At 58.9% G+C, this 13,511-nt stretch carries 12 protein-coding genes; 6 read left to right on the plus strand and 6 right to left on the minus strand.

From position 1 onward, the window contains the following. The first annotated feature begins 48 nt into the window (after positions 1 to 48). The gene (metR, locus tag QN377_RS04095) at positions 49 to 966 is read left to right on the plus strand and encodes a transcriptional regulator MetR (RefSeq protein ID WP_095001423.1); all 918 of its coding nucleotides are present in this window, start codon (positions 49 to 51) and stop codon (positions 964 to 966) included. Between the two features lie 52 nt (positions 967 to 1,018). On the opposite strand, the gene QN377_RS04100 is transcribed toward metR, so the two are convergent. Genes QN377_RS04100 through QN377_RS04110 form a run of 3 tightly spaced genes read right to left on the minus strand, consistent with a single transcriptional unit; the run spans position 1,019 to position 2,619 of the window. Continuing rightward, a complete protein-coding gene (locus QN377_RS04100; RefSeq protein ID WP_095019472.1) occupies positions 1,019 to 1,531 on the minus strand; it encodes a GNAT family N-acetyltransferase in 513 nt (170 codons plus the stop codon). A 12-nt stretch (positions 1,532 to 1,543) separates the two neighbouring features. Beyond that, the gene (locus QN377_RS04105) at positions 1,544 to 2,182 is read right to left on the minus strand and encodes a LysE family translocator (protein WP_095001425.1); all 639 of its coding nucleotides are present in this window, start codon (positions 2,180 to 2,182) and stop codon (positions 1,544 to 1,546) included. Continuing rightward, positions 2,182 to 2,619, minus strand: coding sequence for an NUDIX hydrolase (locus QN377_RS04110; protein ID WP_095001627.1), 438 nt, complete (start codon positions 2,617 to 2,619; stop codon positions 2,182 to 2,184). The genes QN377_RS04105 and QN377_RS04110 overlap by 1 nt, the downstream gene beginning before the upstream one ends. A 307-nt stretch (positions 2,620 to 2,926) precedes the next feature. On the opposite strand from QN377_RS04110, the gene QN377_RS04115 reads away from it, so the two are divergent. Continuing rightward, the gene (locus QN377_RS04115) at positions 2,927 to 4,546 is read left to right on the plus strand and encodes an FMN-binding glutamate synthase family protein (RefSeq protein ID WP_095020390.1); all 1,620 of its coding nucleotides are present in this window, start codon (positions 2,927 to 2,929) and stop codon (positions 4,544 to 4,546) included. A 190-nt stretch (positions 4,547 to 4,736) separates the two neighbouring features. Further along, on the plus strand, positions 4,737 to 5,840 hold the full coding sequence (locus tag QN377_RS04120) for an OpgC family protein (RefSeq protein WP_138738147.1): 1,104 nt from the start codon (positions 4,737 to 4,739) through the stop codon (positions 5,838 to 5,840). Positions 5,841 to 5,940: 100 nt separating this feature from the next. Here QN377_RS04120 and QN377_RS04125 read toward each other — a convergent pair whose 3' ends face one another. After that, positions 5,941 to 7,347 (minus strand): amino acid permease, encoded by a 1,407-nt coding sequence (locus tag QN377_RS04125; RefSeq protein WP_095024189.1) that lies wholly within the window; start codon positions 7,345 to 7,347, stop codon positions 5,941 to 5,943. A gap of 395 nt (positions 7,348 to 7,742) precedes the next feature. On the opposite strand from QN377_RS04125, the gene QN377_RS04130 reads away from it, so the two are divergent. The 3 genes from QN377_RS04130 to QN377_RS04140 all read left to right on the plus strand — a co-directional run bounded on the left by QN377_RS04130 (position 7,743) and on the right by QN377_RS04140 (position 12,324). Continuing rightward, a complete protein-coding gene (locus QN377_RS04130; protein WP_095026424.1) occupies positions 7,743 to 10,853 on the plus strand; it encodes a transglycosylase domain-containing protein in 3,111 nt (1,036 codons plus the stop codon). 113 nt (positions 10,854 to 10,966) lie between these two features. Next, on the plus strand, positions 10,967 to 11,545 hold the full coding sequence (locus tag QN377_RS04135) for a PadR family transcriptional regulator (protein WP_095001430.1): 579 nt from the start codon (positions 10,967 to 10,969) through the stop codon (positions 11,543 to 11,545). Then, positions 11,542 to 12,324 (plus strand): siderophore-interacting protein, encoded by a 783-nt coding sequence (locus QN377_RS04140; protein WP_095018357.1) that lies wholly within the window; start codon positions 11,542 to 11,544, stop codon positions 12,322 to 12,324. Before QN377_RS04135 ends, QN377_RS04140 begins: the two co-directional genes overlap by 4 nt. A gap of 156 nt (positions 12,325 to 12,480) precedes the next feature. On the opposite strand, the gene QN377_RS04145 is transcribed toward QN377_RS04140, so the two are convergent. Next, positions 12,481 to 13,122, minus strand: a complete 642-nt coding sequence (locus QN377_RS04145; protein WP_095024187.1) for a Pr6Pr family membrane protein — start codon at positions 13,120 to 13,122, stop codon at positions 12,481 to 12,483. Between the two features lie 7 nt (positions 13,123 to 13,129). After that, entirely contained in the window at positions 13,130 to 13,360 is a 231-nt protein-coding gene (locus tag QN377_RS04150) for a VF530 family DNA-binding protein (protein WP_095001433.1), read from the minus strand. Positions 13,361 to 13,511 lie beyond the last annotated feature (151 nt).

A 13,511-nucleotide genomic window follows, 5' to 3' on the forward strand; every position in this document is an offset into this window, starting at 1 on the left:
AAACTCAACGTTTTCGTGTTGATCATCAAAGTTACTCATGGAGCCACTGTGCTGGAAATTCGTCACCTCAAAACCCTGCACGCGTTGCGCGAGTCAGACAGTCTGGTCGAAGCAGCCGAACGCCTGCACCTGACCCAGTCCGCTTTATCCCACCAGTTCAAAGAGCTTGAAGAGCGCATGGGCATGCCCCTCTTTGTGCGCAAAACCAAACCGGTTCGCTTCACCAGCGGCGGCTTGCGCCTGCTGCAACTGGCCGATGCCATGCTGCCCCTGCTGCGCGGTGCCGAGCGCGATATCGCACGTCTGGTTGGCGGAACGGCCGGTCGTCTGCATATGGCGATTGAATGCCACAGCTGCTTCCAGTGGTTGATGCCGACCATTGACCAGTTCCGCGATGCCTGGCCCGAGGTCGAGCTGGATCTGGCATCGGGTTTTGCCTTCGCACCATTGCCGGCACTGGCCCGGGGCGATCTGGATCTGGTGGTCACGTCCGACCCGCAGGAAATCGCCGGGCTGACCTATGTGCCGCTATTTACCTATGAAGCCATGCTAGCAGTGGCCAATCAGCATCCATTGGCCAGCAAGCCATTTATCGTGCCTGAGGATTTGAGCAGCGAAATTCTGATCACTTACCCGGTGGAGCGCGATCGCCTCGACATCTTTACCCGCTTCCTGGAGCCGGCCGATGTAGAACCTGCGCAGGTTCGCACCTCGGAGCTGACAGTGATGATGATGCAGCTGGTAGCCAGCGGCCGGGGAGTCTGCGGGATGCCGCACTGGGCGCTGCATGAATACAGCTCACGGGGTTATGTGAAGGCCAAACGCCTGGGCGAGAAAGGCCTGTTTGCGACACTCTACGCCGCGATTCGCGCCGACATGCTGGATGCACCTTATATGCGCGACTTTTTGCTGACAGCCAAGGACACGTCATTTTCGACGCTGGATGGCGTGAGTGCGGTTCGCTGACAACGGCAAGACAGTTTGGGAGCGGGCTTGCCCGCTCCCACCCAGAGCCCGGTCAGCTCTCTTCTATATTGACCAACCGGCGCATATGCACCCGGTCGTAATAGGCCTCCCCCACCCGAATTGCGCAGTCTTCCAGCCCAGACTGTGCAAAACCGCAGCGCTGGTACAACGCCAGTGCAGCATCGCTGTTAGCGCTGACCGTCAGTTCGATCACCTTGGTTTCGGGCTCTTGCTCAGCCAGTGAAACCACCGCCTGCACCAGATGCTCCCCCAGCCCTTGCCCACGAAAAGCCTGCGACACATACAAACCAAACAACGTGGTCTTGTGCCGGGCATCTTCCCAGGGTTCGAATGCCAGGCCGACAATGCCCACCAGTCGGGAATCGACAAAAGCACCGAACAGGGCGCTCAGTTCATCGTCCAGTTTTGCTTCCCACCAGCTCAGCGGTAACTTCTCACGTTGGGTTATGGAGGATACAAAAGCCTCGGGGTGCTGCGCATAAGCCTCAAGCATCAGTTGGCGATAAGCCTTGGCGTTTGCGGGTTCAAGCAGTTCTATAGCCATTACGGGTCCAGGTCATACGGTTTTACGTTGTTCCAGCATCAGCCTCACCGCCAGTGCGGCCAGCACACCGCCCATCACATAGCGCTGCACGGCCAGCCATAGCGGGTTGCGTACAAACCACACGGCAATACCGCTGGCAAACAGCGCGATCAGCAGGTTAACCGTGAAGCTGACGCTGATTTGAGTCAGGCCCAATACAATACTCTGAGTGAACATCGAACCGTGTTCCGGGTTGATGAATTGCGGGAAAACCGACAGATAGAACACCGCCACCTTGGGGTTGAGTACGCTGGTCATAAAGCCCATCGTCAGTAGCTTCGGCATGGCATCCGGCGCCAGGTCCCGGGCTTCGAACGGTGAGCTGGCACCCGGGCGTACAGCTTGCCAGGCCATCCACAGCAGATACAGGGCGCCCGCCCACTTGAGTGCCTCATAGGCCATCGGTACAGCCATAAATACCGCCGTCAAACCCGCAGCGGCGGCAAACATGTGCACGAAAAAACCCGCCACCACCCCGAGCAACGATGTGACGCCTGCCTTGCGCCCCTGGCAGATGGAGCGCGAGATCAGGTAGATCATGTTCGGCCCTGGCGTCAGCACCAACAGCAGGCAGGCCGCAGCAAAAATCAGCAATTCATGGGCTGGAATCATCAGGCCGTCCGGGACTGCAAGGCATTGCGATAAAACGGCAGGACCAGATCCCGGGTCAACGGCGCCAGTACCAGGCCGCCATCGCCCTCGGGGTCGATCCACTGCACTTCTTCAATTTCTGCCGCTGCCACCACGGGCTGACTGATATGCACCAGGAACAGCTCGGCCTGTACCTCAAAACCCGGTTCGTTGACCGCAGGGGCAGCGAAATGGCCCAGCCAGGTCGCGCTGGCCGGGTCGATCACCAAAGCCAGCTCCTCTTCCAGCTCACGGGCCAGGGCGTCGACCGGCTGCTCACCGGCATCGATCTTGCCGCCGGGTTGCATAAAGGCCTGGGTGCCGCGCTTGCGCACCAGCAGGGTCCGCCCATCGAGGCCAATCACTACGGCAGCGGCAATACGAATGATTCTGGAGGTTGCGGGTTCAAATGAGGTCACGGAATTCGGCCAACAAAACAGTAAGGTCAAGAAGGATTGCACGACCCAACGCCCCTGAAAATACACAGATGTCACTTTTACCCGAGCCTTCTGTATGAAGTGCCCGACTTTGGTCGGGATGCTGCCACAGATGAAATCCCGTTCAATGAATAATCTGACAGGGAGTTGGCATTTGCTTGATAGATGACCAACACTCCCCCCAGCAAACCTCCGACTCAAAGAGAGGGTTCTATTGTCCTTTTTCTGTTCTTGACCACGCCAGGCATCACCGCCCGGCGGAACAGACCAGCCTGAAACAGGAAACCGTATGAGCCTGTCACTGTTAAGCCGTTATGCGTTTTTTGCATTCTGCGTCATCTTCACCCTCGCCAGCCTGCCCTTTATGCACCATGAGTGGCTGTGGCCCTTCACGGCCGTGTCACTGGCCTTGAGCCTGCTGGGGATTTTCGATTTGCTGCAAAGCCCCCACGCTGTGCGTCGCAACTACCCGATCCTGGGCAATATTCGCTATCTGGTGGAAGCCATCCGCCCAGAGATTCGCCAATACCTGCTGGAATCTGACAGCGATGCGCTGCCCTTCTCACGGGCGCAACGTTCGCTGGTGTACTCACGAGCCAAGAATGAGAGTGCCGACAAGCCTTTCGGCACTCTGGTTGACGTTTACCAGCCCGGTTTTGAATTTATCGGCCACTCCATGCGCCCGGCCCCGTTGACCGACCCCAGCAGCTTTCGCATCGTGGTGGGCGGCCCGCAATGCAGCCAGCCGTACTCGGCGTCGATCTTCAATATTTCAGCCATGAGCTTTGGCTCACTGAGCGCCAACGCCATCCGCGCCCTCAATCAGGGTGCCAAGCTCGGTAACTTTGCCCACGACACGGGTGAAGGCAGTATCAGCTCCTATCACCGTGAGCATGGTGGTGACCTGACCTGGGAACTGGGCAGTGGCTACTTCGGTTGCCGCACTTCGGACGGGCGTTTCGACCCTGAGCGTTTTGCCGCCCAGGCTCGCACGCCACAAGTGCGGATGATTGAAATCAAAATGAGCCAGGGCGCCAAACCAGGCCATGGCGGTATCCTGCCCAAGCATAAAGTGACCGCGGAAATCGCCGAAACCCGCGGTGTGCCCATGGGTGAAGACTGCATCTCGCCTTCGCGCCACAGCGCCTTTTCAACGCCTATCGAGCTGATGCAATTTATCGCGCAGTTGCGTGAGCTGTCCGGCGGCAAGCCCGTGGGCTTCAAGTTTTGCCTGGGTCATCCGTGGGAGTTTATGGGCATTGCCAAGGCCATGCTGGAAACCGGTATCCTGCCGGACTTTATCGTGATTGATGGTAAGGAAGGCGGCACCGGCGCGGCGCCCGTAGAGTTCACCGACCACATTGGCGCACCGCTGCGCGAAGGCTTGTTGTTCGTCCACAACACCTTGGTGGGCCTGAACCTGCGTGACAAGATCAAGCTCGGCGCCAGCGGCAAGATTGTCAGCGCCTTCGATATAGCCAGCGTGCTGGCCATCGGTGCCGACTGGGCCAACTCGGCGCGAGGCTTCATGTTTGCCATTGGCTGCATTCAGTCGCAGAGTTGCCATACCAACAAGTGCCCCACCGGCGTGGCCACCCAGGACACCTTGCGCCAGCGAGCGCTTGTAGTGCCGGACAAGGCCCAACGGGTTGTGCAGTTCCACCAGAACACCCTCAAGGCCCTGGCCGAAATGCTGGCTGCGGCTGGCCTGGAGCATCCGGCGCAGCTCAAGGCCAAGCACCTGGTACGACGCATGTCCGCCACCGAAATCAAACTGTTCTCACAGTTGCATGTGTTCCTCAAGCCCGGCGAACTGCTCACCGGCGAGGTCAATGGCGAGTTCTATTCGCGCATGTGGCAAATGGCCCGTTCGGACAGCTTTGAGGCCAACGAAATAGCGGCGGCCTGACGGCCCACCAGCAGGCCGCGCTGAAATAAGGCGCTGGCGGGTGTGTTCGAGCAGTAGCTCGAGACATTCAGTAATATCCAACCTTTGCATTTAACCCGTAATACCATCACCCTGCGCGCCGCCGATACGCGGCGCGCAACCTCCGCTGCGCCCGTCGGTCTTAATTTAACCCTTTGTTTGAGTACTCGCCGTGACGCTGAACGGACGCGACCACCGCATCGATTTTTTTCGCGGGCTGGCGCTGATTTTTATTTTTTGGGACCACATCCCGCACAACCCGCTGGCCGAATTTACGGTGCGCAATTTCGGCTTCAGCGATGCTGCGGAGATTTTTGTATTCCTGGCCGGTTATGCCGCCGTGCTGGCCTACGGCAAAATCGCTCAACGTGACGGTTTGTTGGTCGCCAGCGTGAAGATCCTGCGCCGCGCCTGGGTGCTGTATGTGGTGCATATCTTCCTGCTGGCGGTGCTGATGGGCATCGTGTTTTTTGCCAACAACCATGTCGAAACCCGTGACCTGGTGCAGGAAATGGGCCTGCAGTACTTCCTGAGCAATCCGCAACAGGCCCTCACCGACGAACTGCTGCTGCGCTTCAAACCCAACCTGATGGACCCGCTGCCGCTGTATATCGTGCTGTTGCTGGGTTTGCCGCTGGTGCTGCCGATGCTGCTGCGCAAGGCAGGCTATGTGGTTGCCGCGTCCCTGGCCCTGTACTTGCTGGCGCCGGTGTGGAACCTCGCGGCTCAGGAAGGCGGCGTGTGGTTTTTCAACCCTATGGCCTGGCAGTTTCTGTTTATTCTGGGCGGTGCAGCGGCGATCCACGGGCAGCAACCCAAGGCTGCGCAAAACCGTCCCCTGTCGCGTCAACCGGTGTTTGTGGGAGCAGTACTCTATCTGCTGGTGACCGGCCTGCTGGCACTGTCATGGCGATGGCCGCAGTTTCACGATGCGCTCATGCCGCTCTGGCTGGGCGAGTACCTGTACCCGATCAGCAAGACCAACCTTTCACCGGTACGCCTGCTGCATTTTCTGGCCCTGGCTTATGTGGCGGCCAAAGTGGTGCCCCACGGCAACTGGCTGAATAACCGGGTGGCCCGCCAGGCATGCCGCATGGGCCGCTATTCGCTGGAAGTGTTCTGTCTGGGAGTGATCCTGGCGCCGTTGGCTGACATGCTCAATGCGCTGGGCGGTGACGGGTTTGTCGTAAAGGTATTCAGCGCCCTGATGGGCGTGGGGATCATGGCCGTGCTGGCGGCCTGGCTGGACTGGAACAAACGTCTGAACCGCAAGTAGCGAAAGCTGTTGTGGGAGCGGGCTTGCTCGCGATGGAAACGCCGCGGTTGGTCTGACCAACCGAGGTGCTTTTATCGCGAGCAAGCCCGCTCCCACATTGTCAGTGAGTCTGCGTGCGCTGCGTAGGCTGCAGCTTGAACACATAGAACAGCACGGTCAGCAGGATCAGGAAGGCTGGGCCTACAAACAGTGCGATTCGGGTTTCTTCGAAGTAGGCCATCAACCCGACCACCATAAACAAGAACCCCAATGCCGCGTAAGAGCTGTACGGGTACAACCACATACGGTACTTCAGGGCTGCCGCTTCCTGCGGGCTCAGACTCTTGCGAAAGCGCAGTTGCGCCAGCAGGATCATCAACCAGGTCCAGATTGCGCCAAAGGTGGCAATGGCCGTCACCCAGACAAACACCTTCTCCGGCGCCATATAGTTGAGTACAACCCCCAGCAGCAGCACGGCAATCGACAGCAGCAACGCCTGACGCGGCACACCGTTTTTCGCAGTGGTGGCGAAGTTGGCCGGGGCCTGGCCGTTTTGCGCCAGGCTGTAGAGCATGCGACCGGTGCTGAAAATGCCGCCGTTGCACGACGACAATGCCGCAGTAATCACCACAAAGTTGATAATGCCTGCTGCCGTCTTGATGCCCAGACGTTCAAAGGTCATTACAAACGGGCTGCCCGAGGTGCCGATTTCGTTCCATGGGTAGATGGACAGAATCACGAACAGTGCGCCGACGTAGAACAGCAGAATGCGCCAGAACACCGAGCCAATCGCACTCGGAATGGTCTTTTGCGGGTTCTTGGCTTCGCCGGCAGTCAGGCCGATCATCTCGACGCCCAGGTAGGCGAACATCACCATCTGCAAGGACATCAATACGCCCTGGATCCCGTTGGGCAAAAAACCACCGTGAGCCCAGAGGTTGGAAATACCCAGAGCGACTCCGTTATTGCCGAAGCCGAACGCGATAATGCCGATACCGCCGAAGACCATCGCAATGATGGTGACGATCTTGATCAGGGCAAACCAGAACTCGAACTCGCCAAACGCCTTGACCGCGATCAGGTTGATCGAGCCCATGCTGATCAGCGCCGCCAGGGCCCAGATCCAGCGCGGTACATCGGGGAACCAGATGCCCATGTACACCGCCACGGCGGTGATTTCCGCGACACAGGTCACCAGCCACAGGAACCAGTAGTTCCAGCCGGTCAGAAACCCGGCCAACGGGCCGAGGTAGTCCTGCGCGTAGCGGCTGAACGAACCGGCTACCGGGTTGTGCACGGCCATTTCGCCCAGTGCGCGCATGATCACCAAAATGGCCAGGCCGCCGATGATGTAGGACAGCATGATGGCCGGTCCGGCCATTTCGATTGCTTTGGCCGAGCCCAGGAACAGGCCTACGCCGATACAGGCACCAAGCGCCATCAGGCGAATGTGGCGCTCGCCCAGTTCGCGTTTGAGTGGACCGCCCTGCACGCTATCTACGTGGGGCTGGTGGTTGCCGACGGGCATAAAAGTACAACCTCGTATTGTTATTGGGTATCCATCAACAGAGCGTTCGAAAAGACGGGCGGGTTAGCTGTCTTGCCCCCCTGACCGGCCTGGACCTTGTAGGTCGGTAGGTCAAAAGAGAAATGCCCTGCTGAGATCGGCGGCGAGTATTGCACAGCGTTGGTGCACAGTCATGCCCCTACCTAGGACCTATTTACCTGCCGCAAAGGCTCTATTCCTGCACTTACATGGGTAAGCCACGTTGTGGATGCATCCCGACCCTGGATTTATGAGAGCCACTCAGCAGACCGTGCCTATAGAAACACCAGATAAGCCTCACAAATTTTTCACCCGAATCTGCCAGCGTCTACGCTTCTATCAAGCGCAACCAATATGCGTACCTGGATCTGTCGACTATGGGCGTACTGTGGAACTCCAACTCCAGCAAGACGAGGGTGTCATCAGCTGTAACGGACGATGCCGCACCTGCGCCACAACCTCCTGAGCCCAGGCGTTATGGATGGTTTGTGCTCGGGCTTGGGGTGCTGGCCGTCCTGGTTGTGCTGTGGTTTGTGATGGCCCAGGAGGTGCGCAGTTCCAAGTTGCAAGCCCGCGAGTTCAGCCGTTTTGCTGCGTCGCTCAGCTATTCGATGCACGAAGGGCCCAGCAACGCGATGCTTTATCCCGGCGCAGGCCCTTTCGATAAACGCTTGGGTTACAGCGCACTGGGCGACTTTCTGGCACGCCTTCAAAAACGTGATTACGTCATTACTCAACAAAGCCGCTTTTCACCAGCGCTCTTGAGCTATAGCGAGAAAGGGTTTTTCGTACCCTATTCAGAAAAAATTCAGACCGGACTCTCGATCACCGACTGCGCTGGCAGTTCGCTTTATCAGTACAAGTACCCGCAGCAGTTGTATCCCAGCTTTGCAAGCATCCCCCCGCTGGTGGTTCACAGTTTGCTGTTTATCGAAAACCGCAACCTGCTCAACCCTGATGAACCCCAGGCCAACCCTGCCGTGGACTGGCCGCGCTTTGCCATGGCGGCCTACTCCCAGGCTGCAAAACTGCTGCACTTGCCGGGGCAATCTGCGGGCGGCAGTACCCTGGCCACCCAACTGGAAAAGTATCGGCACTCTCCCGATGGGCTGACGCTCTCAGGCGGCGAAAAATTGCGCCAGATGGTTTCTGCCAGCGTGCGTGCCTATCAGAACGGCCCGCAAACCCTGCCAGCCCGGCAAAAGGTGGTGCGTGATTACCTCAACAGCGTGCCACTGTCGGCGGTGCCTGGCCACGGCGAGGTTCACGGCATGGCCGAAGGGTTGCGGGTGTGGTACGGCGCCGATTTCAATCAGATCAACCAGCAACTGAGCAGTACCGCCACTGACCCAAAAAGCCTCGCATCAAGAGGCCTCGCCCTGCGTGAAGTGCTGTCGCTGATGATCGCCCAACGTCGGCCCTCACACTACCTGGCCAAGGGCCGTGATGAGCTCGCGCAACTGACCGACAGCCATATCCGCCTGCTGGCGCAGAACAATGTGATCGACCCGGCCCTGACCGCCGCCGCGCTGGCCAGCCGCGTGACTTACCGCGACTGGGCGCAGGCGCCAACCCTGCAACCCAATGAAACCAACAAGGGCATCAGCGTAGCCCGCAGCCGCCTTTCGGTGCTGCTCAAACGCCCGCTGTATGACCTCGACCGCCTGGACCTGTCTGCCACCAGCACCTTGCAGGGCGACTTGCAGGGCCAGGTCAGTGACTACCTGCGCCAGCTGGCAAACCCGGCATTTGCCGGCAAAATAGGCCTGCTCGGCCCCTACCTGCTAACGCCCACCAGTACCGCGCAAGTGCGCTACAGCTTTACCCTGTTTGAACTTACGCCGGACGGCGCCCGCGCCCGGGTGCAGACCGACAGCACCGACCAGCCCTTCGATATAAATGAAGGCAGCAAACTGGAACTGGGCTCCACCGCCAAACTGCGGGTGTTGACCACCTATCTGCAGATCATTGCCGAGCTGCATGACCGTTACGGCGGCCAGCCTGGCACGACGCTGAAAAAAATCCCCATCACCCACCAGGATCCGCTGACCCGCTGGGCACTGGCGTACCTGATCGAAAATCCCGGTGCACAACTGACACCCATGCTGGATGCCGCACTCAACCGTCAGTACTCGGCCAACCCCGGCGAAGGCTTTTTTACCGGTGGCGGCATGCATCACTTCCACAACTTTCGCAGCCAGGACAACAACCGCATCGCGACGCTGCGCGATTCGATCCGTGAGTCGATCAACCTCCCCTTTGTGCGCCTGATGCGCGACGTGGTGCGCTACACCAGCTATCAGTCGCCGAGCAATAACGCGGACCTGCTCAGTGACGACAGCAACCCGATGCGCCAGGAATACCTCAGTCGTTTCGCCGACCGCGAAGGCACCACCTTCATGCTCAAGTTCTGGAAAAAATACCGAGGGAAAGACTCAAAGGCCCGCCTTGATACCTTCCTGGACAGCATGCACCCCACCGCCATTCGCATGTCGGCAGTGCATCGTTACCTGTTCCCCCATGCCGATCAGGCTACCTTCAACCGCTTCGTGCGCTCGCATCTGACTAACGACAAGATCACCGACGAGCGTCTGGACAAGTTGTACCAAGGCTATGGTCCCGGCGCTTACAACCTGCCTGACCAGGGCTATATCGCCAAAGTCCATCCGCTGGATCTGTGGTTACTGGGGTATTTGCTCAATAACCCGCAGGCCACCTTCCAGCAAGCTGTCGACGCCAGCGAACATGAGCGTCAGGAAGTTTACAGCTGGCTGTTTAAAAGCAGGCACAAGAGCGCCCGCGACAGCCGCATCCGCACCATGCTGGAGATCGAAGCCTTCCTTGATATCCATCAGCGCTGGCAAAAAGTCGGCTACCCCTTCGACCACCTGGTGCCGTCTCTCGCCACCGCACTGGGCAGTTCGGGGGATCGCCCGGCGGCACTTTCCGAGCTGATGGGCATTATCCTTAACGATGGCGTACGTTTGCCGGTATTACGCATTGATACCCTGCATTTCGCCGCAGATACTCCCTATGAAACCCGCCTGGTCAACGACCCTGACGCAGGCGTAAGGGTCATGCCCAGCGAAGTAGCCACGGCACTGCGCGAAGCCCTGTCGCAAGTGGTGGATGCCGGTACGGCGCGACGGGTATCGGGCAGTTTCAAGCTCGACGACGGCACACCCCTGGCCATGGGCGGCAAGACCGGCACCGGCGACAACCGCATCGAAAGCATGGGTGCTGGCGGACGTATCCTTAGCTCCAAGTCGATCAATCGCACGGCGACCTTCGTGTTTTATATCGGCGAGCATCACTTCGGCACCTTGACTGCGTTCGTTCCCGGACGCTCGGCCGAGGCTTTCAAATTCACCTCGGCACTGCCGGTGCAAGTGCTCAAGGGCATGGCACCGATCCTTACGCCGTATCTGCAACCAGGCACCAACACCTTGTGCCTGGCACCTGCGCCAGTACACACCGCAGCGAAATAGCCAAGCTGTGGGAGCGCTCCCATTGAGAATCATTACCGTTCGTCGACTGGGTTTTTACATTCCTTAAGATATATCTTAAGTTATGTCTAACTTAATGAGAGAGCGAAAAGACAATGAGAGACCATCATCCCCATCACCGCGAACATGGCGCGGGTCAAGACGGCTTCGAGAAACGCCCCGGTCGCGAACGCGGTGGCCGCGGCCCCCGGGTTTTTGCCCCGGGCGATCTGAAATTATTGCTGTTGGCGCTGATCGCCGAGCAGCCCTGCCACGGCTACGACCTGATCCGCCAGATCGAAGGTTTGTTCGACGGTGCCTACAGCCCCAGCCCTGGCGTGATCTACCCCACGCTGACCTTCCTTGAAGAGAGCGAGCTGATTCAGGGCGACGCCGAAGGCGGAAAAAAACGCTATACCGTGACCGATGCCGGTCGCCAGTACCTGACCGATCAGGCGGTAGCACTCGATGGCGTGCGGATGCGCATCGACGTCAGCAAGCGCTCACTGCGCGGCCATGATCGCCCGGCCGAGATTCACGAGGCGGTGCACAACCTGCGCCATGCCCTGCAAATGCACCACGGTCGCTGGAGCCCGGCAGAAATCCTGCGTGTACGCGACTTGCTCAACAACACCGCCAAAGCCATCGTCGATGGCCCTGTATCTGCCCAGCCTGCGCAGGAGAACGCTGAATGAATGCTGCCACACCCCAGACCATTCACCGGGTCATGCATGAAATCAAACGTCGTAAACTCGAAGTGCTGCGCGTGGTCGACCTGACCCCGCGCATGCGCCGAATTACCGTGGGAGGCCCACAGCTGGCGGGGTTTGTCAGCCTGGGCAGCGATGACCATGTAAAGCTGTTTTTTCCGCAGACCGCCGAAGAACAGGTAGCGCTGGAAACCCTGGAACTGAGCGCCGGGCAAAAAGGTGGCATGCCGCCGATGCGCGACTACACCCCACGCCGTTTTGACTTGAACACCTTTGAGCTGGACATCGATTTTGTCCTGCACGGTGACGGCCCGGCAGCCACTTGGGCCGCCCAGGCCACGCCCGGGCAGTATCTGCATATCGGCGGGCCGCGCGGTTCGATGGTAGTACCGGACATCTTTGACAGCTACCTGCTGATCGGTGACGAAACCGCGCTGCCGGCCATTGCCCGGCGCCTTGAAGAGCTGCCTGCCAACCGCCGTGCCCTGGTGGTGATCGAGGTCGAAAACGCGCTTGAAGAACAACCCCTGCACAGCGCCGCAGCGGTTGACGTGATCTGGGTACACCGTGATGTACCGGGCGAGGACCTGCTTGAAACCGTCGAAGCATTGAGCATCCCCGAAGGTGCGCTATACACCTGGGTGGCCACCGAAAGCGCGCTGTCGCGCAAAGTGCGCCGAGTGCTGCTGGACACCCATGGCCTGAGCGAAGAATTCGTCAAGGCTGTGGGCTACTGGCGCCTGGATGGCAGTACCGAAGAGTAATTGCTCCTACACCCCGTAGCAGCTGCCGAAGGAACGTGGCTGGGTTCGGCGACGTAGTCGTCGCAATATCAGACACCACGCTGAGCCAGTTAACCCCGGTTCTCAGTGTATACGACTGCTTCGCAGCCGAACGCAGCCTCGTTCCTTCGGCAGCTGCTACAAGTACTTGCGCCCCCTGAGACGATCCACCGCCACCACCCCCAATGCCACCGCCACAAACCCAGCCAGAATTCCGCCAGCATTGATAAACGTCTGCCAATAGCCCAGTTTTTCGACATCGACAAACGGATACGGGTACACACCCAGCAGGTGCCCACGCAACAGGATGTAGGCGAAATACAGCAGCGGATACAGCATCCAGAGTCCGATATGGCTCACGCGCAACAATCCCTTGGGCACGTAAAACCACCAGTACAGCGTAAACAGCACCGGCATCACGTCATGCAATATCTCATTGGCTAGCCATTGCAGACCTTCAGGCTGCCAGAGTTGGCGCAGCAACAGGCTATACGCCGCTCCCACCACGATAATGCTGACAGCAATGCCGCTGCTAACCCACGGTTGCAAGAAAAACGCCCTGCCTTTTGACGGGGGGGTATCGGCTGCACAGGTCAGTACGCTGGCGGCCAGGGTGTTGGTCAAAATGGTGAAAAAACTGAAATAGCTCACCAGCCCACCCACCACACTCGCACCGCTCTGCCAGCGGGCGAACAGTACCAGCTCAAGCTGAATCGCCAGGCCGCTCCAGCCCAGGATCGCCAGCAGCAGGCAGAGCCTGTGCCTGGACAACGCACTCATGTGCCGATCAAAGCTCGCGCTTGGTACGGGCGTATTTCACATAGAGCTTTTCGACCTTTTCCCGCGCCCAAGGAGTTTTGCGCAGGAACGTCAAACTCGACTTGATACTCGGGTCGCTCTTGAAGCAGCGAATATCAATGCGCTCGGCCAGCCCCTGCCACTGGTAATGCGCCACCAGCGCAGTGAGGATCTGTTCCAGCGTCACGCCGTGCAATGGGTTGTTGTTGGGTTCAGTCATGCCGGGCCTTTAAAGCAAAAGAGAGAAAGCCGCGCACCTTAGCCGAGCACCTGCTCAGGGGGAAGTGCATTCGCCAAGCAACCAGTCTAGCCGTGTCCCGGGGCAGAAATGAAAGTTCCGCTTTGACAGATTAAAGTGATGTTATATTGTA

Origin of the sequence: Pseudomonas sp. CCC4.1, from assembly GCF_035019225.1 — a bacterium.
Taxonomy (GTDB): domain Bacteria; phylum Pseudomonadota; class Gammaproteobacteria; order Pseudomonadales; family Pseudomonadaceae; genus Aquipseudomonas; species Aquipseudomonas bubulae.

What these genes read in the sequence shown, in the direction of transcription:
- QN377_RS04100 (WP_095019472.1), bottom strand. Translation starts at nt 1,531, where the DNA reads ATGGCTATAGAACTGCTTGAACCCGCAAACGCCAAGGCTTATCGCCAA.
- QN377_RS04105 (WP_095001425.1), bottom strand. Translation starts at nt 2,182, where the DNA reads ATGATTCCAGCCCATGAATTGCTGATTTTTGCTGCGGCCTGCCTGCTG.
- QN377_RS04115 (WP_095020390.1), top strand. Translation starts at nt 2,927, where the DNA reads ATGAGCCTGTCACTGTTAAGCCGTTATGCGTTTTTTGCATTCTGCGTC.
- QN377_RS04125 (WP_095024189.1), bottom strand. Translation starts at nt 7,347, where the DNA reads ATGCCCGTCGGCAACCACCAGCCCCACGTAGATAGCGTGCAGGGCGGT.
- QN377_RS04130 (WP_095026424.1), top strand. Translation starts at nt 7,743, where the DNA reads ATGGGCGTACTGTGGAACTCCAACTCCAGCAAGACGAGGGTGTCATCA.
- QN377_RS04135 (WP_095001430.1), top strand. Translation starts at nt 10,967, where the DNA reads ATGAGAGACCATCATCCCCATCACCGCGAACATGGCGCGGGTCAAGAC.
- QN377_RS04140 (WP_095018357.1), top strand. Translation starts at nt 11,542, where the DNA reads ATGAATGCTGCCACACCCCAGACCATTCACCGGGTCATGCATGAAATC.
- QN377_RS04145 (WP_095024187.1), bottom strand. Translation starts at nt 13,122, where the DNA reads ATGAGTGCGTTGTCCAGGCACAGGCTCTGCCTGCTGCTGGCGATCCTG.
- QN377_RS04150 (WP_095001433.1), bottom strand. Translation starts at nt 13,360, where the DNA reads ATGACTGAACCCAACAACAACCCATTGCACGGCGTGACGCTGGAACAG.